This window comes from Brevundimonas sp. PWP3-1b1 (assembly GCF_049896065.1).
In the GTDB taxonomy this organism is placed as follows: domain Bacteria; phylum Pseudomonadota; class Alphaproteobacteria; order Caulobacterales; family Caulobacteraceae; genus Brevundimonas; species Brevundimonas intermedia_B.
In genome coordinates this window covers 2,167,368-2,192,649 of the sequence record NZ_JAFCTO010000001.1, presented here as the reverse complement: position 1 = coordinate 2,192,649, position 25,282 = coordinate 2,167,368, and the positions used below count along the sequence as shown (strand labels likewise).

Sequence of the window (25,282 nt, the reverse complement as noted above, 5' to 3'; positions counted from 1 at the left end):
TGCTGCTGTGAGGACCCGCGACCTTGAGCCGCAAGACAACCCGTCTGGAAGACATCGCCCGCCTGGCGGGGGTGTCCATCGCCACCGCCTCGCGCGCGCTGAACGACAGCCCCGCCGTCAACGACCGCACCAAACAGACGATCTGGAAGCTGGCGAAGGAGCACGACTATCCGTTCCGCCGCCACATGCCCGCCGGCCCCATCGGCGCCCAGGGCACCATCGCCCTGGTCGTGCCGCGCCCGCAGGGTCGCGAAGGGCGCCTCAGCGATCCCTTCTTCCTGGAACTTCTGGCCGGGGTGGGCGAGGCGGCGCGCGAACGCGGCTGCGACCTGCTGATGAGCCATATCTCGCCCGCCAACTATGACGAGCTGTCGGGCGCGCTGAACACCAGCCGTGCGGACGGGGTGATCTTCCTGGGGCAGTCCAGCCTGCATTCGGCCTTCAACCGGCTGGTGGACGCCGACCATCGCTTCGTCGTCTGGGGCGCCGAACTGCCGGATCAGGACTATTGCTCCATCGGCTCGGACAACATCTCGGGCGGACGGCGCGCGACCCTGCATCTGGCGCGGCTGGGGCGAAAGCGGATCGTCTTTCTGGGCGACCTGGATCCGCCCGAGTCGATGCAGCGGCATCGCGGCTATCTGGACGCCCTGGCCCAGGCCGGGCTGGCGGTCGAACCGGACCTGATCGTGCCCGCCCATTTCGAGGTCGAGTCGGCCGAGGCCACGGTGGACGCCCTGATCCGACGCGGCGTCGCCTTCGACGGCGTGGTGGCCGCCTCCGACCAGATCGCCCTGGGCGCCGTGCGCGCCCTGCTGCACGCTGGTATCGACGTACCGGGCCAGGTCTCGGTCATCGGTTTCGACAATGTGCCATTCAGCCGCTACTCGCGCCCGGCCCTGTCCACCATCGCCCAGGACACGATGAAGGCCGGCCGGCTGATGGTGTCCAAACTGCTGGACCACGGCGGCGCCGACGTCGGCGCCGGCCGGTCGGAGCGGGTGCCCACCGAGCTGATCGTGCGCGAGACCTGCGGCGGCTGAACCCATCGTCAGACCGCGAACAACAGGCCGGTGAGAGGCGGCAGGGTCTGTCCGTCCGCCTCGGTCCAGTTGATGGCCTCAAGGCGACGCGCACCCGTAGGCGGCGACCAGTCGATGGGATCGTGGCTGAGGTTGAAGACGCACAACAGGCGTTCACCGCCGTCAGCGCGCTCGAAGCGGTGGAAGACGAGCAGATCCTGCGGTCCTTCGACCAACTCCAGCCCGCCGGTGCGCAGCGCCGGGTGCGCATGCCGCAGGGCGATGATGCGTCTCGCAATGTGCAGGACCGAGGTCGGATCGGCCTCCTGCGCGTCCACCGCCAGCGGCAGATGGCGCGGATCGACCGGCAGCCAAGGCTCGACCGTCGAGAAGCCGGCGTTGGGCGCCGAGGCCACCCAGGGGATCGGCGTGCGGGCGCCGTCGCGGCCCAGGGTCAGGGGCCAGTTGGCGATGGCCTCGGGATCGACCAGCCGTTCGAACGGCACCTGGGCCTGGGCCAGGCCCAGCTCCTCGCCCTGATAGACGAAGACATTGCCGCGCAGGCTGATCAGCAGCAGCAAGGCCATTTCCGAAAAGGCCTTTTCGTCGCGCCCTTGCGCCCAACGGGACACCGCGCGCGGCGCATCGTGGTTCGAGAAGGTCCAGGACGGCCAGCCTTCACCCTGCTGATCCGGCCACATGCTGTCGCCCAGGCCGATCAGCTCGCTCTTCAGCGTGTCGGCGTAGAGGTAGAGAAAGCCGTAGGCCGAGTGCAGGCGGTCGTTCCCGGCGGTGAATTCCTTCATCTCGCGGTCGGCGTGATCGCCGCCGACCTCCGCCACCGTGAACCGGCCTTCGTAACTGTCGGTCAGGGCGCGGACGCGGTTCAGGAAGCCGATGATGTCCGGGTGGGACTGGTTGTAGATCTTGTCCTGGAAGTCGAACGGGCGCGTCCGCTTCTTGCCGTCGGCGATCGGCGGATTGTCGCGCAGGGACGGGTCGTGAATGGCGAAGTTGATGGCGTCCAGGCGGAAGCCGTCCACCCCCTTGTCCAACCAGAAGCGGGCCGCCGCGATCAGGGCGTCCTGCACTGCCGGGTTCCTGACGTTCAGCTGAGGCTGGGAGGCCAGGAAGTTGTGCATATAGTACTGGCCGCGCCGCGCATCCCAGGTCCAGGCCGGGCCGCCGAACACCGACTGCCAGTTCGACGGCGGCGAGCCGTCCGGCTTGGCGTCGGCCCAGACATACCAGTCGGCGTGTTCGCCTTGGCGACCGGCGCGGCTGTCCATGAACCAGGGGTGTTCGTCGGAGGTGTGGGAGAAGACCTGATCGATGACGACCTTCAGGCCCAGCGCATGGGCGCGCGCGATCAGGGCGTCGAAGTCGGCGAGGTCGCCGAAGATCGGATCGACGTCGCAATAGTCCGAGACGTCATAGCCGAAGTCCTTCATCGGCGACGTGAAGAAGGGCGACAGCCAGATCCCGTCCACGCCCAGCGAGGCCACATGATCCAGATGCTCGGTGATCCCCTTCAGGTCGCCGACGCCGTCGTCGTTGGAGTCCGCGAAGCTGCGCGGATAGATCTGGTACAGGACCGCGCCCCGCCACCAGTCGTGTGCAGGTTCAGGAGCGGCGTCAGCCGTGGAAAGATCGAGAGGCTGGGCAGTCACGGCACGCTCTTGCAGACGAGGTAATCGAGGGGAGGGATGCGGACGGCGACACTGGCCGGAGCCGACGACTCGGCCGCGCAGTCGCCGCGCAGAGCCTGCCACCGAAGCGAGCCGGGCTCCACCTCGACCTGGGCGGCGACGGGCGTGGTCGAGGTGTTGAACAGGACCAGGATTTCACTCCCGTCCTCGCCGCCGTCCTGGTCGATGCGCGAAATGGCGAACAGGCCCGGCTTGTCGCCATAGGCGCGCACCACCTGACGGCCGCGTCGCAGCGCCGGTTCGGCGGCGCGGATGTGGGCCATTTCGGAGATGGCGCGATACAGGGGCGCATCGGTCGAATAGGCCGGCTGGCGACCGCCGACGGGCGTCTCGTTCGCATAGACCGGGGTCTGGCTGGGCCACATGTCCTGGCGCGAGTTTCCGTATCCGCCCGCGCCGGCGAAGCCCTGTTCGTCGCCGTAATAGAGGGTGGGCACGCCCCGGCTGAACATCATCAGGGCGTGGGCCAGTGCGATGCGCGACTGAAGTTCGGCGTCGCTCGCGTTCGGATTGGCCTGTTTCACGAAGAAGCCGACCCGGCCCATGTCGTGGTTGCCCAGGAAGGTCGGCAGGATGGCGGCTGTGTCGGCGCCCTTGTCGTAGATCGTGTCGGCGTCGAACAGCTTGGACAGGGCGTCGGTGCCGACCTTGCCCGAAGCCGCGTCCACCGCCTGTTTCTGGAACGGGAAGTCCAGCACGGCCGGATAGCCGTCGACGCGCGTGAACCGCGCCGTCACGGCCGGATCGTGGTCATAGACCTCGCCGAAGATGTGGAAGTTCGGAATGCCCTTGGCCTCGGCGCGGGCGATCATGGCGGGGATAAAGGCCTGCCAGAACGCGGGGTTCACGTGGCGGGCGGTGTCGATGCGGAAGCCGTCGATGCCGTATTTGTCGATCCAGCCGCCGAAGACGTCGATCATCCCCTGGATCACGACCGGATCCTCGGTCAGCAGGTCATCCAGACCGGCGAAGTCCCCATCCAGCGAGCTTTCGCCCGAGAAGGTGCTCTCGCCCCGGTTATGATAGTGGATCGGATCGTTCAGCCAGGCCGGAACCTTGGCGTTCTCTTCGCCCGCCGGAACGTAGGGCGTATAGGCGTAGTCGGGCCGGGTCAGACGCGAGAAGTCGCGGCCGTCGAAGCCTTCGTTGATCGGCGCGCCATCGACGCCGCCGCGACGGGTGTAGGGATAGTCGGCGCGGCTGCGATAGGCGCAGCGCCCTTCGGGACATTCACGGTACTGGATCACGTCGGCGGTGTGGTTGGCGACGATGTCCAGATAGACCTTCATGCCGCGCGCATGGGCCGCCTCGACCAAGGCGCGCATCGCCGCCTCGTCGCCGAAGTGCGGATCGACGGCCGTGAAGTCGGTGATCCAATAGCCGTGGTGCGCCGCGCCGGTGTAGTTTCCGTGCGACTGGACCGGCTTGTTCTTGAAGACGGGCGCCAGCCAGACGGCTGTGGCGCCCAGGCCTTGAATATAGTCCAGGCGCTGGGTCACGCCCGCCAGATCGCCGCCGTGATAGAAGTCGGTGTCAGACGGATCGAAGCCGCTCTTCAGCCGCTCGGCCGCGTAACCGCCGTGGTCGTTCGACGGATCGCCATTGGCGAACCGATCCGGCAGCAGGAAATAGATCACCTCGTCCTGGGGCAGGCGCTGGCGCAGATCGGCCAGGCTGTCGGCGCTGGCGTTGGAGGCCACCAGCAGGCTCGCTGCGGCCGCCATGGCGTGCAGTCCGTTTCGGACGGCGGTCCTCTTCCTCATGACGGTCGCTCCCTGCTGTCTGGAAAATGCAAAGCCTTCCAGATCGATTTGCAAGATTTTGCAGCAATGGCCGGGCCTGTCAACGCGGGTTTAATTTGCTGCAATGCAGCGCAAGCGTCGCCATTCGTTGCCCTACGTCCAGCCTACAGGGGCTTGAAGAGACGCCCGGGGAGGGCTGAAATCGGGCGACAATATTAACTGCTTGCAACCTTGCCAAAGATTTGCATATTTTTGCGACGGTTTCAGATCGCGACGCTCAGAATCGCGATCAGCCCCAGGGAGGATGACCATGTTCCAACGTCTCAACCGGCGCGCGCGCCTGCTATCCGGCGTCGCCTTCGGCGCAGCCGCCATGATGTCGGTCGGTGCGGCGCAAGCCCAGACCGCCGCCACGCCCCCTCAGGCCGACGATCAAGCGACGGAAGTCGGCGAGATCGTGGTCACCGGCATCCGCCGCTCCATCGAGGCGTCGATCGCAGCCAAGGCCGCCAACACCTCGATCGTCGAGGTCATCTCGGCCGAAGACATCGGCAAGCTGCCGGACGTTTCGATCGCCGAATCCCTGGCCCGCCTGCCGGGCGTCACCTCGCAGCGCCTCGACGGCCGCAGCCAGGCCATCTCGATCCGCGGCCTCGGCCCCGATTTCACCACCGCCCTGCTGAATGGCCGCGAGTTGGTCACGACCGGCGACAACCGCGGCGTCGAGTTCGACCAGTTTCCGTCGGAACTGCTGGGCGGCGTGACCGTCTACAAGACCCCTGACGCGGCCTTGGTGGGCCAGGGCCTGGCCGGCACCGTCGATCTGCGCACCGTGCGTCCTCTGGCCTATGGCCGTCAGGCCCTGGCGGTGAATTATCGCCACGAGTGGAACGACATCGGCGCCCTGAACTCGGGCACGACCGACAAGGGCGACCGCTACACCATCTCCTACATCGACCAGTTCCTGGACGGCACGCTGGGCGTCGCCCTGGGTTACGCCCACATGAGCTCGCCGTACCAGTCCGAGCGGTTCAACAGCTGGGGCTATCCGACCATCGACATCAACGACGACCGCTTCGGCCAGACGGTCGATGGCGTGCGCGTGGCGCGTCCCGGTTATGAAGACGAAATCGGTCAGCTCGTCACGGGCGGCGTCAAGCCCTACGTCATGTCTTCGGAGCTTGAGCGCGATGGCTATATGGGCGTGCTGGAATGGCGTCCGAACGACCGCTTCCACACCACGCTGGACGCCTTCTATTCCGAGTTCAAGAACACCCAGATCCTGCGCGGCATCGAGTTCCCGCTCTATTGGGGCGGTCTTGGCGAAAGCCCCGGCCGGAGCGAGACGGTCCTCGGCGGCTGCCAGATCACCAACAACGTTCCCACGCCGAACGTCTGCCGTCCTGCGCCCTCGCTGCGTCCCGACACCACGATCGAGGACGGTCTGATCGTCGCCGGCACCTGGGACAACATCAAGGGCGTCGTCCGCAACGACCTGAACAAGCGCGACAGCAACATCACGGCCATTGGCTGGAACACCGAGTTCGTCGCCAGCGACGACTGGACCCTGGGTCTGGACGTCAACTACTCGAAGGTCGAGCGCAACGACATCATCCTTGAAACCAACGCCGGTACGGGCCGCAACATCAACGGCGCCTTGGACACCCTGGGCTTCGAGCTGACCGACGATGGCGTGACGCGCTTCACCAGCCAGCTGGACTACGCTGACCCTTCGCTGATTTTCCTGACTAGCCCGCAGGGCTGGGGCGGCGACGTGATCCCGGAAGGTCAGGCCGGCTACATGAACACCCCGTCCATCGAGGACGAGATCAAGGCCGTGCGACTGACGGCGACCCGCCAGCTGCACCAGAGCCCGTTCAAGTCGATCGACTTCGGCTTCAACTATTCCGAACGCACCAAGACCTTCGTCAACGACCAGTACTACCTCGGCGTCCCCGGCGGCGGCGATCTGGCGGTGCCTTCCGAGTTCCTGCTGGACCCGACCGACCTGGGCTATCTCGGCATCTCGCAGGTGCTCAGCTATGACGCGCTCGGCCTGGTCAACAGCGGCGCGCTGAATCTGATCCGCAACCCGAACGCCGACGTCATTTCCGGCAACTGGGGCGTCACCGAGAAGGTTTCGACCAGCTATGTGCGCGCCAATCTCGATCATAACCTGTTCGGTCGTCGTCTGACCGGCAACGTCGGCATGCAGTTCGTCTACACCGATCAGAGCTCGGACGGCTTCTCGGCCCGCCAGGTCGGTCCGGGCGTGTCCGAGACGGTCGCGGTGTCGGGCGGCGTGGACTATCTGGAAATCCTGCCCAGCTCGAACTTCATCCTGGAAGTCGGCGACGACCTGTTCGCCCGCTTCGCCGTGGCTCGCACCCTGGCGCGTCCGCGGATGGACGACATGCGCGCGTCGCAGAACTATTCGTTCAACATCGCCAACAACAACGACACGGCCCAGCCTGACAACGCCTCGCCCTGGAGCGCCAGCGGCGGCAATCCCGAACTGCGCCCCTACATCGCCGATGTGGTCGATCTGTCGTTCGAGAAATACTTCGCCAACCGCAAGGGCTACGTCTCGCTGGCGGCCTTCTATAAGCACCTGGAAAGCTACGTTTATACCCGCAACGAGATCGTCGACTTCACCGGCTATCCCACGGGTGGCGTGACGCCGGTGATCAACCAGGGCCTGTCGACCCGCGCCGACAACGGCGAAGGCGGCTGGATCAAGGGCCTGGAGTTCTCGGTCTCGGCGCCGTTCGACATCTTCCATCCGGCGCTGGAAGGCTTCGGCGGTCTGTTCAGCGCGTCGCAGACGGACAGCGAGGTCCAGCCCGATCCGAACGTGGCCCCGACCACCATGCCCGGCCTGTCGGAAACCGTCATCAACGGCACTCTGTATTACGAGCGCTACGGCTTCCAGACCCGCGTTTCCGCCCGTCACCGCTCGGACTATCTGGGCGAGGTCGCCGGCTTCGGCAACGGCCGCACCCTGCGGTCGGTCGCTGCGGAAACCGTCGTGGACGCCCAGGTCGGCTATGAGTTCCAGTCCGGTCCGCTGGAGGGTCTGTCGATCCTGGCTCAAGTCAACAACCTGACCGACGAGCCGTTCAAGACCTTCGAGAACGGCGATGAGCGCCGGACCATCGATTATCAGAGCTACGGCCGGACCTTCGCGGTCGGCATGAACTACCGGTTCTGATTTCCACCCCTCTCTTCTGAGCAAACTTGGGCCGCCGCGTTCGCGAGGCGGCCCTTTTCTTTGCTCGCGCCGTCGAATGACGGAAAAGTTTCGTTACAGAGCGTGCTTTTCGGCTGGACGCATGGAGCGCGATGTCGGAACCAAGCCTTGCGAGAACCGCGCGAGCACAGCGCGGCCGTTTTTGTTCACTGGGGGATCACATCCATGACCGTTCCGGACGCCGGAAAACGCCAGGGCGCGGGCCTGGCCTTCGCCTATGTCACCACGCTGTTCTTCGCCTGGGGCTTCGCCACCTCGCTGATCGATCCGCTGATCGCGGCGGTGAAGCGCGTGTTCGATCTGAACAACGCCGAGGCTTTCCTGACGACCTTCGCCTGGTTCATCGCCTATGGGCTGATGTCCCTGCCGGCCGCCTCGGTGCTGAGCAAGCTGGGGTATAGCCGTTCGATCATCGGCGCCCTGATCGTCATGGTCGCGGGCTGTCTGATCGTGCCGGCCGCCACCGCCGCCGACTGGTATCCCGGCGTGCTGATCGCCCTGTTCGTCATCGCCTCGGGCGTGACCCTGCTGCAGGTCGCGGCCAATCCGCTGGTCGCCGAACTGGGCAGCCCCAAGAACGCGTCCAGCCGTCTGAACCTGTCCCAGGCTTTCAACTCGCTAGGCACGACGATCGGCCCGTGGCTGGGCTCGCACGTCCTGCTGACCGGCGGGGTCTTCGCCGCCGGCGCCGTCGTGACCGTCGCCACGCGCACGGAATCGCTGCGCAGCATCGACATGGCCTTCCTGGGCATGGGCTCCTTCTTTGCTCTGGTCGCCGTCTTCATCTTCACGGCGCGCAAGAAGATCAACGCCGCCGCCCCGGTCACGACCAACGCGGTGTCGCCGCTGAAGGCGCTGTCCTCGCCCTGGGCCGTCTTCGGCGCCCTGGCCATCTTCCTGTATGTCGGATCGGAAGTCGCCATCGGCGGCATGCTGACCAACTTCCTGGAAAGCCCCGACATCCTGAACGCCCCCATCGAGACGGCGGGCAAGATGGTCGCCCTCTACTGGGGCGGCGCCATGGTCGGCCGGTTCATCGGCTCGGCCATCCTGACCAAGGTTCGCCCTGGCGTCGTTCTGGCCTGCTGCACCGTCGCGGCGGCTGTCCTGTGCCTGATCGTGAGCCAGATCGGCGGCCCGACGGCGGCCTATGCCGTCCTGTCGATCGGTCTGTTCAACTCGATCATGTTCCCGACCATCTTCACCCTGACGCTGGAGCGTTCGACCGCGCCGACCTCGGCGACCTCGGGCCTGCTGGTCTTCGGCATCATCGGCGGCGCGCTTCTGCCTCAGGTCGCGGCGCACATCGCCGATGCGGCGGGCAGAATTCAGCCGGCCTTCATCGTGCCGATGCTGGGCTATGTCGGCCTGACCATCTTCGCCATCGCCTGCATCCGAACCAAGCCGCGCGCTGAGGTGACATCGACCGCCTCGCACTGAGACCGGTCGCCGGACAAGACAAAGGGCGCGGAGGGAAACCTCCGCGCCCTTCTTCATTATCGGAACGTGATCAGCCGTCGATCAGGGCCTGAAGGATCGGCGCCAGCCGGTCGCGCATCTCTTCGCACTGGGCCGGTTCGATGTTGAAGCTGCCGCCGCCCAGCTCGCGGCTGACTGACATTCCCATGATGAAGCCGGCCAGCAAACGCGCGCGCACGGTGGCGTCGGGTCCGCTGAGCCAATCCTCCAGCGGGCCGAAGAAACGCTGGGTGCAGGTGGTCTGAACCATTTCCGCAGCCTTGGCCGAGCCGATGGAGCGCAGCATGATCGACATGCCCTTCAACTTTTCGGCCTTCTTGGGCTCGAAGACGATCTCGTGCGCGACGCGTCGACCGAAGTCGGCCTTCTCGCCCTGCATCAGCGCGCTGCCGTCGCCGCAGCTGTCCAGAGCGGCCAGGAACAGGTCGTCCTTGGATCCGAAGTATCGGCTGATCAGGGCCGCATCGACGCCGACATCCCGCGCGATGTCGCGCATGCCCACGTCGTCATAGCTGTCTGCCGCGAATCTCTCACGCGCAGCATCGAGAATGGCCGTGCGGGTTGCGGCGGCGTTTCTCGGGCGTGGGCCGGGACATAACAAGGTGATGACACTCCACAGGTGAATAACCGTAGATCACATATGGCTTTGTCAACGCCTGTTGACAAGCGTCACGTCCCCGACCATTAAGTCACCACGCGTTGACAAGGCCGACTCCCCATCGGCCTCTGTCCGCACGACTGGGATTTTACCTCCGACAGGGAGATTGCGCAGATGCGCGGGCTGAAGATTGCGGCCGTATCCGTCATGGCGACGGGTGCGCTTTATGGTTGTTCCCCCAAGGCGGAAGCTCCGGCGCAAGGCGCGCCACCGGTGACGGTGGCGACGCCGCTGAAGCAACAGGTCAGGGACTGGGACGAGTTCACGGGCCGCTTCGAAGCGGTCGAGAGCGTTGAAGTGCGCGCCCGCGTCGGCGGCTATATCCAGGCGGTTCACTTCCGCGACGGTCAGATGGTCCAGCGCGGCCAGCTGCTGTTCACCCTGGACCCGCGTCCGGCCCAGGCCGCTCTGGCCCAGGCCCAGGCCCAAGTGACCCAGATGCAGTCGCAGGTCACGCTGAGCCGCGCCAACCTGGCCCGCAGCGAGACCTTGCTGGCCTCGCAGGCGGTGTCCAAGGCCGAATATGATTCCAACAAGGCCGCCGTCGATGCGGCCCAGGCCAATCTGGCCGCCGCCAACGCCGCCGTCCGCACGGCGCGTCTGAATCTGGACTACACCCGCGTCACGGCGCCGACCTCGGGCCGCGTGTCCGACCGTCGTGTCGATCCGGGCAATGTCATCGCCGGCGGTTCGTCGGCAGGCGACGTCCTGACCACCATCATCTCGGGCGGCCCGATCCACTTCGTCTTCGACGGTTCGGAAGCGGTCCTGCTGAAGTATCTGCGTGAGGGCGGCGCCAATCAGGGCGCGACGGTCAACGTCCGCCTGCAGGACGAGAGCACCTACAAGCACACCGGCCGTCTCGACTTCTCGGACAACGCCGTGGACACCGCCTCGGGCGTCATCCGCCTGCGCGCCATCCTGCCCAACGCCGACGGCTTCCTGCGCCCCGGCATGTTCGGCAGCGCCCAGGTGGCCGGCGCCGGCGCCTACGACGCCCTGCTGGTGCCGGATTCGGCCATCGGCACGGATCAGGCCCGCCGCACCGTCGCCGTGGTCAACGCCGACGGCACCGTGACGAACAAGGCCGTCCAGCTGGGCCCGATCGTCCAGGGTCTGCGCGTCGTCCGTTCGGGCCTGGCCCCGACAGACCGCGTCATCATCGCCGGCCTGCAACGCGCGGCCCAGCCGGGTTCGAAGGTCACGCCCAAGAACGGTCAGATCCAGCCGGTCGCGGCCGATGCGTCGCAAGCCCCGGTCACCCAGGCGGCCCCGGCGTCCAGCGCCTCGTTCGCCAACTCCATTCCCGCCGGCTAAGCCATGAACATCTCCCGCTTCTTCATCGACCGGCCGATCTTCGCGGCCGTGATCGCGGTGGTGATCACGATCATCGGCGTCGCCGCCTATCCGCTGCTGCCCCTGTCGCAGTATCCGGAGATCGCGCCGCCGACGATCACCATCAACGCCGCCTATCCCGGCGCCTCGGCCGAGACCCTGGCCGAGACCGTCGCCGCCCCCATCGAGCAGGAGGTGAACGGCGTCGAGAACATGCTCTACATCACCTCCTCGTCCACCTCGGACGGGGCGGTGGCGATCACCGTGACCTTCCAGCCCGGAACGGACCTCGATTCCGCGCAGGTGCTGGTCCAGAACCGGGTGGCTCTTGCCGAACCCCGCCTTCCCGAGGCGGTTCGCCAGACGGGCGTCGTGGTCAACAAGGCCGAGAGCGGCTTCCTGATGATCCTGGGCCTGACGTCGCCCGACGGCACTCTGGATAACGACTATGTCGGCAACTACGCCAACTCCACGCTGCGGGACCGCCTGCTGCGCATCGAAGGCGTGGGCGCGGTTCAGGTGTTCGGCGGCGGCAACTATTCGATGCGCGTCTGGATCGACCCGGCCAAGGCGGCCGAGCGCGGTCTGACGGGTCCCGAAATCGTCTCCGCCCTGCGCGCCCAGAACGTCCAGGCCGCGGCCGGTTCCATCGGCCAGCCGCCCTTTGCCAACAACGCTTCCTCATTCCAGCTGCCGGTCCAGGTTCAGGGCCGTCTGAGCGATCCCGAAGAATTCTCCAAGGTCATCCTGAAGACCGACGCCGAAGGGCGCGTCACCTATCTGCGTGACGTGGCGCGGATCGAACTGGGCGCCCAGGACTACGGCATTCGCGGCTTCTTCGACGGTCAGCGCGGCGTCGGCGTCGCGATCGTTCAGCAGCCGGGCGCGAACGCGCTGGGCACCGCCGACCGGGTCCTGGCCGAGGTCGATGCCCTGAAGGCTGAACTGCCCGCCGGCATGAATATCTCCGTGCCTTACAATCCGACCGAATTCGTCGCCGCCTCGGTGGAGTCGGTCCAGCATACGCTGGTCGAAGCCGTCATCCTGGTCGTCATCGTGATCATGGTCTTCCTGCAGACCTGGCGCGCGGCGATCATCCCGATCATCGCCATTCCCGTCGCCCTGGTCGGCACCTTCGCGGTGCAGCTGGCGCTGGGATATTCGATCAACTCCCTGTCCCTGTTCGCTTTGGTCCTCGCGGTCGGCATCGTCGTCGATGACGCCATCGTCGTGGTCGAGAATGTGGAGCGTGCCATCAGCGAAGGGCTTACGCCCAAGGAGGCCGCCTATCGGTCGATGCAGGAAGTGTCCGGCGCTCTGATCGCCATCGGCCTGGTGCTGGTGTCGGTGTTCGTGCCGACCATGTTCGTGCCTGGCATTCCTGGCATCTTCTATCGCCAGTTCGCGGTGGTGATCGCCTCGGCCTCTGTCATCTCGCTGTTCGTGTCGCTGACGCTTTCGCCGGCCATGGCCGCTCTGCTGCTGAAGCCGCACAAGAAGGACCACGAACATGCCCGCAAGCCGGGCGTCCTGGGCACGGTCGTCTATTACGGCGGCTGGGCCGGACGTAAGTTCAACGAAGGCTTCGACTGGCTGTCGGACCGTTACGGCCGTCTGACCGCGCGTCTGGTGCGCACGGTCGGTCTGGTGCTGATCATCTATGCCGGTCTGCTGGGCCTGACCGCCTGGCGTCTGATCGACACGCCCTCGGGATTCATTCCCGAGCAGGATCAGGGCTTCCTGATCGGCGTCATCCAGCTGCCGGCCGGCGCCTCGCTGGACCGTACCGAAGCGGTGATGACCCGCGCCAGCGACATCATCCGCCAGACCCCGGGCGTCGACGGCGCCATCGCCTTCGCCGGCCTGGACGGCTCCAGCTTCTCGTTCGGCTCCAACGCCGCCACCATCTTCGTGCGCCTGAATCCGTTCGAGGATCGCACCAAGGAAGAGGCCGCCGCGGCCCTGGCCGGCGCAATCACCCAGGCAACGGGCCAGATCGAGGACGCGCAGATCTTCGTCATCGCTCCGCCTGCCGTCCAAGGTCTGGGCACCGGCAACGGCTTCTCGATGATGATCCAGGATCGTGAAGGCGCCGGTTACCGTCCGCTGGAAGGCGCGACCTTCGCCATGATGGGCGCGGCCGCCCAGGCGCCGACCGAGGTCAGCCAGGTCTTCTCGACCTACAACACCGCCTCGCCGCGCATCACCGCCGACGTCGATCGTGACAAGGCGCTGATGATGGGCGTCCAGCCCAGCGCCGTGTTCGACACGCTGGGGGTCTATCTCGGCTCGTCCTACGTCAACGACTTCAACATGCTGGGCCGCACCTTCCGGGTGACGGCGCAGGCGGAGCCGACGGCGCGCGACGACATCGCCGACATCGCCAACCTGAAGACCAAGTCGTCGTCGGGGGCCATGGTGCCGATCGGCTCGGTGGCCAACCTGATGAACGATTCCGGTCCGGCGCGGATCGTGCGCTACAACCTGTTCCCGGCCGCCGAACTTCAGGGCAATGCCGCGGCAGGGGTGTCGTCGGGCGAGGCGCTGCAGATCATGGAGAACATGGCCGCGCAGACCCTGCCCCAGGGCTTCTCCTACGAATGGACGGGCCTGGCCTATCAGCAGAAGGCGGCCGGTTCGGGCGCGACGGTCATCTTCCTGATGGCGGTGGTGTTCGTCTTCCTGGTGCTGGCGGCTCAGTATGAGGCGTTCACGCTTCCGCTGGCGGTCATCCTGATCGTGCCGATGTGTCTGCTCGCCGCGATCATCGGGGTGAACCTTCGGGGTCTGGACAACAACATCCTGGTCCAGATCGGGCTGGTCGTTCTGATTGCGCTTGCCGCCAAGAACGCCATCCTGATCGTCGAGTTCGCCAAGCAAGCGGAAGAAGAGCAGGGCATGAACCGGTTCGAGGCTGCGGTCGCCGCCGCCAAGACCCGTCTGCGTCCGATCCTGATGACCTCGTTTGCCTTCATCCTCGGCGTCGTGCCGCTGATGCTGGCCACGGGGCCGGGCGCGGAGATGAGGCAATCGCTGGGCACGTCCGTCTTCTCGGGCATGCTGGGCGTGACCTTCTTCGGCCTGATCTTCACGCCGGTCTTCTATGTGGTCAGCCGCTGGCTGTCCTCGAAACTTCCGCAAGGCCATAGGCCCAATCCGACCTCGAACCCTGAACGGATCGAGCGTTACGACGAAACCAGCGATCTGACCGATCCGAACGCTCCGGCGCCCGCGACCGGCCGGGGAGGGGACATCTGATGACCCGCAACAAGACCCTCAGCTTCCTGACCGCCGCAGCGTCGAGCGCCCTGCTCGCCGCCTGCGCGGTCGGGCCCAAGGCGCCGCCTGCCGACCTGCCCGTCGCCGGGACGGGAGGCTTCATCGGCTCGGCCAGCCCCACCGTCTCGACCGCTGCAGCGCGCGACGACTGGTGGCGGCTGTATGAAGACCCGACGCTGGACGCCTTGATCCAGCAGGCCTTCGCCGAGAACAACCAGCTCGAAGCCGCCTTCGCCAACCTTCGCGCCGTCCGGGCGTCGCTGTCGGAGGCCCGCGTGGGTCGCTTCCCGACCACGACGACCAGCGCCCAGGCCCAGCGCAGCCGCGGCTCGGCCGCCACGGTCCAGGGCCTGCCTGCCGGTCAGGACGCGCCCGAAATCGACACCTATGACGTCGGTCTTCAGGCATCGTACGAGATCGACCTGTTCGGCCGGGTGGAGTCCACCATCCGCGCCGCCCGCGCCGACGCCCGCGCCGCCGAGGCCGCCCTGGCCACGGTTCAGGTGACGGTCGCGGCCGAGACGACCCGCGCATACGCCGACACCTGCTCGGCCAATGCGCAGATCGCGGTGGCGGAACGGACGCTGGAGCTGCAACGCAACACCGCCAACCTGACGCAGACCCTGCTCGACGGCGGGGCCGGCACTGGGCTGGACGTGGCCAGCGCCCGCGCGGCCCTGGCTCAGACGGCGGCGACCTTGCCGACCCTGCGCGCGGCCCGCAACGAGGCGCTGTTCCGCCTGGCCACCTTGACCGGGGTCACCCCCGCCGAGGCCAGCCAGGCCGCCGCCGCCTGCGTTCGTCCGCCGCAACTGACCCAGCCGATCCCGGTCGGCGACGGTGCGGCCCTGTTGGCGCGTCGTCCCGACGTGCGTCAGGCCGAGGCCGAGCTGGCCGCCGCCGCCGCCCGCGTGAACGTGGCGACCGCCAACCTCTATCCGCAGATCAGCCTGGGGGGCTCCATCGGCTCCACGGCGCTGGAATCGGGCGAGATCAGCGACGACCAGAACTTCCGCTTCAGCTTCGGTCCGCTGATCAGCTGGTCGTTCCCCAACGTCTTCGCCGCCCGCGCTCAGATCAAGGCCGCCGGCGCCCGCTCGGACGCCGCGCTGGCCACCTTCGACCAGACGGTGCTGACGGCCCTGCAGGAGACGGAAACGGCCCTGTCCAACTACGCCAACGAGCTGGACCGCCGTGCGGCCCTGACCGAGGCGCGCGACCAGGCGGCCCGCGCCGCCGACCTGTCGCGCCTGCGCTTCAACGCCGGCGCCGACAGCTTCCTGTTGGTGCTGGATGCCGAACGCACCCAGGCGGCGGCCGACGCGGCCCTGGCCCAATCGGACGCCCTGGTCACCACCTACCAGATCGCCCTGTTCCGCGCCCTGGCCGGCGGCTGGCAGGCCGACAGCTGATCGTTACGCGCTAGCGATAAGACCGAAGGGCCGGGCGACGCATCGCCCGGCCCTTTTTCTTTAAGCCGTCTCCTCCCCACTTGTGGGGAGGGGGACCGCGTAGCGGTGGAAGGGGCTTTTGAAGTCCCGCAGGCGCCTGTGACGCGGTAAGAACCCCTCCGTCACGGCGCTGAAGACGCGCCGCGTCACCTCCCCATGAAATGGGTAGGAGACGATCATCCACAGTCTCGATCTCGCAGCGTGTTCCCCATTTGTTCTCGTCGTGCTCTAACCGTTTTCGGTGGTCGGCGGCGCGATGGAGGATCAGATGAACGACGGAATACTGGCCCATATGATGGCCGAACTGGATGCGGAGTTGGCGCGGGCGGAATCGTCCTTGCCCGCCCATCCCGAACACACGCGCCAGAACGAGATCATGCGTGCTTTGGCTCTTGGGCTTGGCAATTTCGAGCGGATGCGGGCGCACGATGTGCATCTGCTCGCCGCCAGCCTGTCACCCCGCAGAGCGTAAGGCTCAGGGCTGCTTCTTGAAGGTGTCGCCGATCTCCGTCGCGTCCGGCCCATCCGGCCCCGCGCTCTGACGCTCGGCCTGACCGACCTTCTTCGTATCCTTGTCGGAGGTCAGGGCGTCCGGTTTGCCGGCCGGATCGGCCCCGTTCTTCTCCCGGCCTTCAGTCTGTTCGCGGTCCATGATGATCTCCCTTGATGGGAGAGGAAGCGCGAGGGCGACCGAGGCGTTCCGAAACGGCGCATTAGCCCGCCGTATTCACCTTCGCCACCACCGACATCCCCGGCGACAGCCGGTCCATCCCTTCCTGACCCGGATCGATGCGGATGCGGACCGGGATGCGCTGGGCGACCTTGGTGAAGTTGCCGGTGGCGTTATCGGGGCGAATGACGCTGAACTCGCTGCCGGCGGCGGGCGCGATGCGTTCGACGTGGCCGCGCAGGGTCTGACCGCCCAGCGCGTCCACGGTGATCTCGACCGGCTGGCCGACGCGGATGTTCTTCATCTGCGTCTCCTTCATGTTGGCGGTCACCCAGACCACGTCGGGGACCAGACCCATCAGCTGGGCGCCGGCGGTGACATACTGGCCCTGGCGCACGCCGATCTCGCCCAGGCGGCCGGGGCGGGGGGCGACGATGCGGGTGTTGGCCAGGTCGATCTGGGCCAGGCGCACGGCGGCCTGGGCGTTCTCGACGGCGGCGGCCAGGCTGTCGCGGCCGACCACGGCGGAGGTGACGCCGGTCTCGGCGATGCCCTCGGCGGCGCGGGCCTGGGCGACCTGAGCCTGGGCGCTGCGCAGGGCGGCTTCTGCGATGTCGACATTGGCCTGGGCCACCCAGCCCCCGGCCTTCAGGGTGCGGGCGCGGTTGGCGTCGGCCTGGGCGCGGGTCAGGGTCGCCTCTGCGGCGGCGATGGAGGCGCGCTGCTGGGCCACCGAACCGCGCGCGGACGCCTGGGTCTGGGTCGAGTTGGAAAGAGCAGCCTGGGCCGAATGCAGACTGGCCTCGGCCTGTTCAAGCCGCTGGCGATAGATGCGGTCGTCGACCTGGGCCAACAGTTGACCCTGTTGAACGGTCTGGAAATCTTGGACCGGCACCTGGACCACATAGCCGTTCACCTGCGGGCTGATGATGGTCACCTGGCCACGCACATAGGCGTTGTCGGTGCGCTGGACGGCGCCTTTGAAAGGCGGAAGCTGCCAGGCGTAGAGCACCATCAGGACGCCCAGCAGGGCGACCCCGGCGGCGATGACGGCCCACAGCACATTCTTCTTGGGCGCGGGCGCGGGCGCCGGCGCGGCGGGGGCCGGTTGAGGTGCAGGGGCGGGCGGGGCGGCGTCGGTCATGGCGGGTCTCGGTTCAATCTGCGGCGGCGACGGCGGCGGCCTGGGATGCGGCGTCGCGGTCGGTCGTTTTGGCGTCGCGGCGCGCCTTCCAGCGCGGGCGAAGATGGGTGACGGTCACCCAGGCGCAGCCCAGGGCCGCGATCACGGCGATGACCAGAAAGACGTCGTTATAGGCCAGCACATTGGCCTGTTGCGTCACCTGACGGCTCAGCAGGGCTGTCCCCTCGGCGTTCAGCAACGCAGGGTCGGTGAGGGTGGACGAATAGGCGCCCGACAGCTGGCGCAGGCGCAACGCCACCTGCGGATCGAGGGCCGAGATGCCGGCCGCCAACTGGTTGGAATGATATTTCTCGCGGACGATCTGCAGCGTGCCGGTCAGGGCCGCTCCAGCCAGGCCGCCCACGTTCTGAAGCACGCTGAACATGACGATGAAGCTGATCAGGTTCTGCTTGCCCTGGGTCAGCACCTTGGCGATGCCGATCATCAGGGCCGGGCCGATGAACATGGCCGAGGCGAAGGCGATCAGGGCCTGGCTGAAATAGAGCTGGGCCGGGCGGGTCAGAACGGTCGAATGGCTGTCGATCCAGGCGCCGACCGCGATCAGGGCCAGGGCGATGGCGATCGGCTTGTTCAGCTTCTCCATGTTCAGGGTGAAGGCGCTGACCAGGGTGCCGGCGATCATCGACAACAGGATGACGACGAACAGGCCATGCAGCTGATCCGGTCCCAGGCCGACGACCGTCAAAAAGCCCACCGCGCCCGAGGTCTGTTCGGTCAGCACCATACGGATCAGCAGGATCGCCCCAAACAGGCGCAGCAGGTCCGGCCCCGTCAGCCAGCGGGTGTTGATCAGTGGATTTTTGCGGTTGTGCTCGACCAGGAAGGCGGCGGTCAGCAGGACGATGGACCCGATCAGGGCCCAGCCGATCCAGGCCGCTTGCGTCCACCAGACGATCCGTCCCAGGCCCAGCGCGGCGCACAGCAGGGCCACCCCCGGCGCGAACAGGGCGAAGGTCAGAAAGTCCAGCCGGTCGAACACTCGCAGCCGCTCGGATGGCGGCAGCTTGACCACCTGCACCGCGCCCCAGGCGACCAGGCACATGCCCAGTTCGTAAAGGTAAAAGGCGCGCCAGTCGCCGAGCTGAAGCAGGCTGGGCATGATCAGGCGCGCGATCGGCACGGCGAAACTGGCCAGGCCGATGCCGATGATCAGCCCCTTCAGCCGGTGCGCCGCCGGGAAGGCTTGGATGATGTAGAGAAAGCCCAAGCTGCTGAGACCCGCCCCCGCCATGCCGGCGATGGCCCGCACCAGAAGAGTCGACTGATAGTTGTCGACGAACAGGTGGGCGGCGCAGACCAGCACGAAGGCGCCCAGGAAGATCTGGGTGAACAGCCGCAGCCCATACTGCATCCTGAACTTGACCAGGATCAGGTTCATGCAGGCGTTGGTCATGACGAAGACGACCGGCAGCCAGGCGGCCTCGGTGATGGTGATCCCCAGCGAGCCTTGCAGGTTCTGGATGTTGGCGGTGACGGCGGCGTTGCCCAGCGACCCGACCATGGCGACCAGCAGGCCGGTCAGGGCGTACTGGATCCGCATCGGCCAGGAATGATCCGGCGTGGCGGGCGAGCCGGGCATCATCGGCCGCTCGTGAGGCTTCAGCGTCTCGACATACTGTTCCCACGGCAGGTGCCAGTTGTTGCGGGCCATCAGCGCGCCTCCCCGCGAGGCTTCAGTCCGTCGAGGATGATCGCGCGGGTCCGCAACGACACGGCCTGCCGCTCGGCCGCGTCGGCGCCCTGAAAGCCGGCGCCCAGCAGGGTGGCGATCAGACGGATGTCCATCGGCCGCAAATCCTCTCGCACCAGACCGGCGGCCTGGGCCCGCGCCAGCGGTGCGGCCCCCGCCTCCATCAAGCTCTGCCGCAAAGGGGTAAGCGCATCCGGCGACCGCACGTTCCGCACGACCCCCGCCAGCCCGGCGTTGCGGATCATGTCCTCGGCCAGTCGGTCCAGAAACCAGAAGAAGACGGACGGATCGTCCCCCTGTTCGGCGGTGCGCCGCCCCAGGTCCGCGACATCGGCTTCCAGCACGGCCAGAGCCAGTTCTGTGCGGTCGGCGAAGTGACGATAGAGGGTGCCCCGCCCGACCCCGGCCTTTTCGGCGATCAGCTCCAACGGCGCGTCCAGCCCGTGCGCGCCGAAGACCGCGCGCGCCGCCTCCAGCACGGCGGCGCGGTTGTGGACGGCGTCCTTGCGGACAGGTTTGGGGGCAGGGCGCGACATGGTGACGCGCTTAAATGGACAATGGTGTCCGCTTTGCAAGGGGCTAAATGCAACTTCCCTCTCCCATTGGGAGAGGGCTTGAGCGTCCGAGAGCGTCAGCGATCGGTCAACGCGAAAGGGTGAGGGGCGGATGGTGCGACCTAGCCCACCGCGCGACCCTCATCCGGCCCTTCGGGCCACCTTCTCCCACTGGGAGAAGGATCAGGTCAGAGCGCCTTCTCCAGCACCACGAAGTCCAGCTCCGGCCGGGGCGGCGCGACGGGGAAGGGCCGGGTTTCGCCGTTGGGGCGGTAGCCGCGTCGTTCGTACCAGGCAATCAGCTCGGCGCGGCGGTGGATGACGGTCATCTCCATGCGACGCGCGCCGAACCGGGAGACGGCCTCGGTCTCGGCGGCGGCGAGCAGGCGGCGGCCCAGGCCGGAGGCTTGCAGGGTCGGTTCGACAGTAAGCATGCCGAGGTAGGTCCGGTCGTCGCCGACACGGGCGACCTGGACACAGCCGATCAGGACCCCGTCCCGATGGGCCAGCAGGATGACCCGGTCTGGATCGACGATCAGACCCGCCAGTTCCTCGGCGCTGGTGCGGGTGTCGAACAGCAGGTCCGCCTCGTGCGTCCAGCCGGCCTTGGCCGTCTCGCCGCGATAGGCGCGTTCGATCAGGGGATGAAGCGCGGCGACGTCGTCGAGTGTCGCCGCGCGAAAGGCGATCTCGCTCACCTGGAAACGCCCAGCTCCCGCACCAGATGGTCCATGCCATAGACGTCGCGCAGAGCGACGGTCACCGCCTGGGTGGTGACGATGACGCTGCGGTTGACGGCGCGATCGTAGCCGTAGGCGTTGCGCTGGGTCAGGACGGTGGAGTCGAAGTTGGCGCCGATGATCTCGCCCTTCGCGTTGATGGCGGGCGAACCGGAAGAGCCGCCGATGGTGTCGGTCGAGACGGCCATGTCCATGACGGCGTTCGGATCGATCTGGTCCTTGGCCGCCAGCAGTTTGGGCGCGACGGCGAAGGGTTCGGCGCCGGTGGCGCGGTCCCACAGGCCGGCGAAGGTGGTGAAGGCGGCGAAGCGTTGGCCCGGAACGTCCGAGCCTTCGACCTGGCCATAGGTCAGCCGCAGCGTGCCGGTGGCGTCGGGATAGACGGCGTCGCCATAGGCGGCGAAGCGGGCGGCGGCCAGCTGCTCGGAGGCGCGGTCGGTCGGGGCCTGGACCCGCGTCTCCCAGGCGTCGCGCACGGCGCGGGCGTCGGCGTCGATCGCCAGGGCGTACTGGATCATCGGGTCGGTCGAGGCCTGGACGGCGGCGAGACCGCCGGTCCACAAGGCGCGGCGCACGGCCGGGTCGGCCAGGGTCGTGCCGGCGACGACGCGGGCCGACAGGGTCTCGGGGCTTTCCTTGCCCAGCAGGGTGCGGACCGAAGGGTTGTCGACCGTCAGCCATTCGCGGGTCTTGGACAGCCACCACTCCAGCCGGATCTGCTCCAGCTCGGGATAGGTGGGGCGTTCGGCGAACAGGCGGGATTCGACGCCCGACAGGCGGCTGTCGGCGAACTCGGGCAGGCGTTGGTCCGACGGCTTGGCCCGCTCCTGGGCGCCGCGCACCAGGGTGCGGGCCCAGGCGAACAGCTGCGATCCACCGGCGACCGAGGTGGTGCCCAGGCCGGTTCCGCCTTCCAGCAAGGCCATGGAGGGATAGAGTTCACGGGCGATGGGCTGGACCGTGCTGAGGCTGGTCCAGGGATCGACGCCGGATGAGGCGGCGCGGGCGCGGAAGTCCGCTTCCTGCTCGGCCTTCGTGGCCATGAAGGCAGGATCGATCAGGGCGGCCATCCGGCCACGGCCGCGCTTGTAGGTGTTCTCAAGCCCGACGATGGGGTCCATGGCGATGAAGGCCTGGTCCTCGCCCTCTTCCGAATAGCGGATCAACCGGCCGCGCAGCTCGGACGCGATCAGCTGGTCCAGCGGCAGGACCACGTCGCGGATGGTGGTCAGCTGGTCCATCGTCAGCAGGCGCTGGGTCGAGCCGGGGTTGCCGGAGACGAAGACAGCCTCGCCCTCGGTCGGCTTGTTCGGATTCCAGGCGAAATGGGTCGGGGTCTCGACCGGCTTGCCGTCCTCGTAAAGGCGGATGAAGGCCGCATCGATGGCGAAACGGGGGAAGGAGAAGTTGTCCAGGTCGCCGCCGAAGGTGGCGGCGCGATCCTCCGGCGCCCAGGCCAGGCGGACGTCGGAATATTTGCGGAACTTGTAGAGCTTGAACTGGCCGCCCCGGTACAGGCTGACGACCTGGCAGCGGATCTTGGGGTCATTGCCACAGGCTTCGGTCTCGATCCGGCCGGCCTCGGCGTCGCGCGCCTGGGTGAAGGCCTGTCCCTCAAGACCGGCGCCGGCCTTGTGCATCCGCTCAGTCACGTCCGAGATGTCGGTCAGGATCTCGGCGGTCGCGCCGGGGCATTTCAGCTCTTCCTCGCGCGACTTCGGCGTGAAGCCGGTCTCGGCGTAGTTGACCTGGGGCGTGGACAGGTTGGCGACGCAGGTGGCGACGCAGTGGTTGTTGGTCATCACCAGGCCCTGGCCCGACACCACGCCCGCCGAACAACCGCCGAACTTCACGGACGACAGGCGGACACGATCCAGGAAGGCCTGATCGATGGTCGTTCCCAGCGCCTGGTTGGCGCGGGCAATGGGGAAGTTGTCGTAGGTCCACATGCCTTCTTCGGCGTGCGCGGACGTGGCGGCGAAGGCGAGGACGGCGGCGGAGGCGAGAAGGGCGAGGCGCATGAAACTACTCCTGATCCTTCTCCCCTCGGGGGAGAAGGTGGGCCCGAAGGGCTCGGATGAGGGGGCTCTATCCGCCTTCAAAACGGAAAAAGGGGGTCTGGGTCAACCAGCCCCCTCATCCGTCTCGCTAACGCGAGCCACCTTCTCCCCCGAGGGGAGAAGGATTTTCGTCTTACCGCCGAACGCCCAGTTCGCGCAGCAGGCGCGGCTGGTTGTAGACGTTGCGCAGGGCCTCGGTGATGGCGGCGGTCGAGACCGTCACCGTGCGGTTCAGCTCGGGGTCGTAGCCGAAGCTGCCGCCCAGCGAGTGTATGTTGCCGTCGAAGGCCGCGCCGATGACTTCGCCCTTGGCGTTGATCACGGGCGAGCCCGAGTTGCCGCCGATGATGTCGTTGGTCGAGACGAAGTCATAGACGGTCGACTTGTTGACCTTGCCCTCGGCCGCCAGCCAGTCCTCGGCCGCGTTGAAGGGCTCGGCGCCGGTGTTGCGCTCATACAGGCCGCCGATCTCGGTGAAGGGCGTCACCGTCACGCCGCGATAGGTCCAGCCCTTCACCTGGCCATAGGACAGGCGCAGGCTGAAGGTCGCGTCGGGATACAGGTTGGTCCCGTAAACCGCGAACCGGGCCTGGGCGATCTTTTCGCCGGCGCGGCTGGTCGGGCCGGACACGGCCGATTCCCACTGGGTGCGCACGGCCTGGGCCGCGTCGTCATTGGCCAAGGCGAAGGCGATCAGCGGATCGCCCGAGGCGGCCAACTGCTCCGGCGTCATGGCCAGGGCCTGGGCGCGGAAGGCCGGATCGGCCAGACGCGTGCCGTCGATCAGGCGCTCGGCCACCTGTTCCGGGCTTTCCTTGCCCAGCAGCGCCTTCACGTTGGCGTTGTCCACGGTCAGGTATTCGCGGGTCTTGGACAGCCAGAAATCGACGAAGACCTTCTCCAGATCGGTCGAGATCGGCGTCTCGGCCGCCAGGCGGCGGCCCAGCGAGGCGATGTCGGCGTCCGAATAGCCGGCGCGGCGTTCGGCGACCGGCTTGGCCCGTTCCTTGGACGCACGGACGATGGCCTTGGCGTAGCTATAGAGCGACGAGCGCTGGCCCGCCGCCGATTCCAGCTGGCGGTAGGGCAGGTACAGGTCGCGCTGGGCGGTCGAAACGCGCTCCAGATCGGCCCACGGGTCGCCGATGCGCTGGGCCAGGGCGGGGTCGGCGGCGACGCGCTGGCGCAGTTCCTGTTCTTCCGAACGCTTGGTGGCCATGAAGGCCGGATCGGTCAGGGCGCCCTGCTGGCCGTAGAAGACCTTGAAGCTGTTCTCCAACCCGAACAGCGGATCGACGGTGACGCGCTTGGCCTCTTCGCCGGTGGTCGAATATTCGAGCAGGCGCCCACGCAGTTCCGACGACTGGATCAGGGTCAGCGGCATCTGCTGGTCGCGCAGGGCCTCCAACTGGGCCATGGTCAACAGGCGCTGGGTCGAGCCGGGGTTGCCGGCGACGAAGGTGACGTCGCCCTCCTTGGGCGCATTGGCGTTCCAGGTCAGGTGGTTCGGCGTGGCGACCGGCTTGCCGTCCTCGTAGATGCGCAGGAAGCCGGCATCCAGGGCGTAGCGCGGGAAGTTGAAGTTGTCCGGGTCGCCGCCGAAGAAGGCCGCCTGGAACTCGGGTGCGAAGACCAGGCGCACGTCGTCATATTTGCGGAACTTGTACAGCTTGTACTGGCCGCCGCGGTAGAAGCTGATGACCTGGCAGGTCAGCTTCTGGTCGTCGCCGCAGGTCTCCTTCTGGATCTTGTCGATCTCGGCGGCGCGGGCCTGGACGAAGGCGGCGCCCTCAAGCCCGGCGCCGGCGCCCGTGACGCGGTCGGTCACATCGACGATGTCGGTCAGGATTTCGGCCGTCTGGCCGGGGCATTTCTTCTCTTCTTCACGGGTGGCGGGCATCCAGCCGTTCTTGACGTAGTCGTTCTCGGCCGTGGACAGGTCCTGTATACAGGACACGACGCAGTGGTGGTTCGTCAGCACCAGGCCTTCGTTCGACACCAGCGAGGCCGAGCAGCCCTGAAGACGGACGGCGGCGTTGCGCACGCGGTCCAGCCAGGCCTGGTCGATGTTGGTGCCGTATTTCTCGTTCACCGTCGCGATGGGGAAGTTGTCGAAGGTCCACATGCCTTCGTCGGCGCGGGCGGACGTGGCGGGGGCCGACAGGACGGCGGTCGCGGCGCCCAGGGCGATCAGCGAGGCGGTGAGACGAAGCGAGGGCAGAGACATGGAGGCGTGTTTCCCGGAGCGTGGGACGGCTGTCCCATCTGTTATCTTGTAACTAACGCCGATAGAGGGCCGGCGCCAATAGGCTGCAACGCCCTTAATCCCCTGATTTCGAACCCGCAATGTCTGGGAGGCGGAACCCTTACCCCGATTTAACTTGGCGGTGAGGCGGCTCACGCTCAGATAGGCGGACGTACCGGGGGTTTATCGACGAC

At 67.1% G+C, this 25,282-nt stretch carries 17 protein-coding genes; 7 read left to right on the top strand and 10 right to left on the bottom strand.

The window, feature by feature from the left end; all coding sequences use genetic code 11:
- Positions 1-23: 23 nt before the first annotated feature.
- Positions 24-1,043, top strand: a complete 1,020-nt coding sequence (locus ACP69V_RS10775; protein WP_426023818.1) for a LacI family DNA-binding transcriptional regulator — start codon at positions 24-26, stop codon at positions 1,041-1,043.
- An 8-nt stretch (positions 1,044-1,051) separates the two neighbouring features.
- Here the strand turns inward: ACP69V_RS10775 and ACP69V_RS10770 are convergent, their stop codons facing one another.
- Together ACP69V_RS10770 and ACP69V_RS10765 are read right to left on the bottom strand one after the other, a co-directional pair.
- On the bottom strand, positions 1,052-2,692 hold the full coding sequence (locus tag ACP69V_RS10770) for an alpha-amylase family glycosyl hydrolase (RefSeq protein WP_426023817.1): 1,641 nt from the start codon (positions 2,690-2,692) through the stop codon (positions 1,052-1,054).
- On the bottom strand, positions 2,689-4,494 hold the full coding sequence (locus tag ACP69V_RS10765) for an alpha-amylase family glycosyl hydrolase (protein WP_426023816.1): 1,806 nt from the start codon (positions 4,492-4,494) through the stop codon (positions 2,689-2,691). The genes ACP69V_RS10770 and ACP69V_RS10765 overlap by 4 nt, the downstream gene beginning before the upstream one ends.
- A gap of 289 nt (positions 4,495-4,783) precedes the next feature.
- On the opposite strand from ACP69V_RS10765, the gene ACP69V_RS10760 reads away from it, so the two are divergent.
- On the top strand, positions 4,784-7,684 hold the full coding sequence (locus ACP69V_RS10760) for a TonB-dependent receptor (RefSeq protein ID WP_426023815.1): 2,901 nt from the start codon (positions 4,784-4,786) through the stop codon (positions 7,682-7,684).
- Between the two features lie 204 nt (positions 7,685-7,888).
- A complete protein-coding gene (locus ACP69V_RS10755; RefSeq protein ID WP_426023814.1) occupies positions 7,889-9,163 on the top strand; it encodes a sugar MFS transporter in 1,275 nt (424 codons plus the stop codon).
- Between the two features lie 70 nt (positions 9,164-9,233).
- On the opposite strand, the gene ACP69V_RS10750 is transcribed toward ACP69V_RS10755, so the two are convergent.
- Positions 9,234-9,803, bottom strand: a complete 570-nt coding sequence (locus ACP69V_RS10750; RefSeq protein WP_409714026.1) for a TetR family transcriptional regulator — start codon at positions 9,801-9,803, stop codon at positions 9,234-9,236.
- A gap of 171 nt (positions 9,804-9,974) precedes the next feature.
- Between ACP69V_RS10750 and ACP69V_RS10745 the strand changes: the two genes are divergently transcribed.
- The 4 genes from ACP69V_RS10745 to ACP69V_RS10730 all read left to right on the top strand — a co-directional run bounded on the left by ACP69V_RS10745 (position 9,975) and on the right by ACP69V_RS10730 (position 16,397).
- A complete protein-coding gene (locus ACP69V_RS10745) occupies positions 9,975-11,177 on the top strand; it encodes an efflux RND transporter periplasmic adaptor subunit (protein ID WP_346494990.1) in 1,203 nt (400 codons plus the stop codon).
- A gap of 3 nt (positions 11,178-11,180) precedes the next feature.
- Positions 11,181-14,453, top strand: a complete 3,273-nt coding sequence (locus tag ACP69V_RS10740) for an efflux RND transporter permease subunit (RefSeq protein ID WP_426023813.1) — start codon at positions 11,181-11,183, stop codon at positions 14,451-14,453.
- On the top strand, positions 14,453-15,886 hold the full coding sequence (locus ACP69V_RS10735; RefSeq protein WP_426023812.1) for an efflux transporter outer membrane subunit: 1,434 nt from the start codon (positions 14,453-14,455) through the stop codon (positions 15,884-15,886). The genes ACP69V_RS10740 and ACP69V_RS10735 overlap by 1 nt, the downstream gene beginning before the upstream one ends.
- 307 nt (positions 15,887-16,193) lie before the next feature.
- On the top strand, positions 16,194-16,397 hold the full coding sequence (locus ACP69V_RS10730; protein ID WP_426023811.1) for a hypothetical protein: 204 nt from the start codon (positions 16,194-16,196) through the stop codon (positions 16,395-16,397).
- Positions 16,398-16,400: 3 nt separating this feature from the next.
- Here ACP69V_RS10730 and ACP69V_RS10725 read toward each other — a convergent pair whose 3' ends face one another.
- The 7 genes from ACP69V_RS10725 to ACP69V_RS10695 form a co-directional block, all read right to left on the bottom strand.
- Complete coding sequence (locus ACP69V_RS10725; protein ID WP_426023810.1) at positions 16,401-16,577, bottom strand: hypothetical protein; 177 nt, start codon at positions 16,575-16,577, stop codon at positions 16,401-16,403.
- A 61-nt stretch (positions 16,578-16,638) separates the two neighbouring features.
- On the bottom strand, positions 16,639-17,739 hold the full coding sequence (locus ACP69V_RS10720; RefSeq protein ID WP_426023809.1) for an HlyD family secretion protein: 1,101 nt from the start codon (positions 17,737-17,739) through the stop codon (positions 16,639-16,641).
- Between the two features lie 13 nt (positions 17,740-17,752).
- Entirely contained in the window at positions 17,753-19,450 is a 1,698-nt protein-coding gene (locus ACP69V_RS10715) for an MFS transporter (RefSeq protein WP_426023808.1), read from the bottom strand.
- A complete protein-coding gene (locus ACP69V_RS10710) occupies positions 19,450-20,025 on the bottom strand; it encodes a TetR/AcrR family transcriptional regulator (RefSeq protein ID WP_426023807.1) in 576 nt (191 codons plus the stop codon). Before ACP69V_RS10710 ends, ACP69V_RS10715 begins: the two co-directional genes overlap by 1 nt.
- 206 nt (positions 20,026-20,231) lie before the next feature.
- Entirely contained in the window at positions 20,232-20,741 is a 510-nt protein-coding gene (locus ACP69V_RS10705; protein WP_426023806.1) for a GNAT family N-acetyltransferase, read from the bottom strand.
- Positions 20,738-22,804, bottom strand: coding sequence for a S46 family peptidase (locus ACP69V_RS10700; RefSeq protein WP_426023805.1), 2,067 nt, complete (start codon positions 22,802-22,804; stop codon positions 20,738-20,740). The genes ACP69V_RS10705 and ACP69V_RS10700 overlap by 4 nt, the downstream gene beginning before the upstream one ends.
- Positions 22,805-22,976: 172 nt before the next feature.
- Positions 22,977-25,070: a S46 family peptidase gene (locus ACP69V_RS10695; RefSeq protein WP_426023804.1), complete on the bottom strand. Its 2,094-nt coding sequence runs from the start codon at positions 25,068-25,070 to the stop codon at positions 22,977-22,979.
- Positions 25,071-25,282 lie beyond the last annotated feature (212 nt).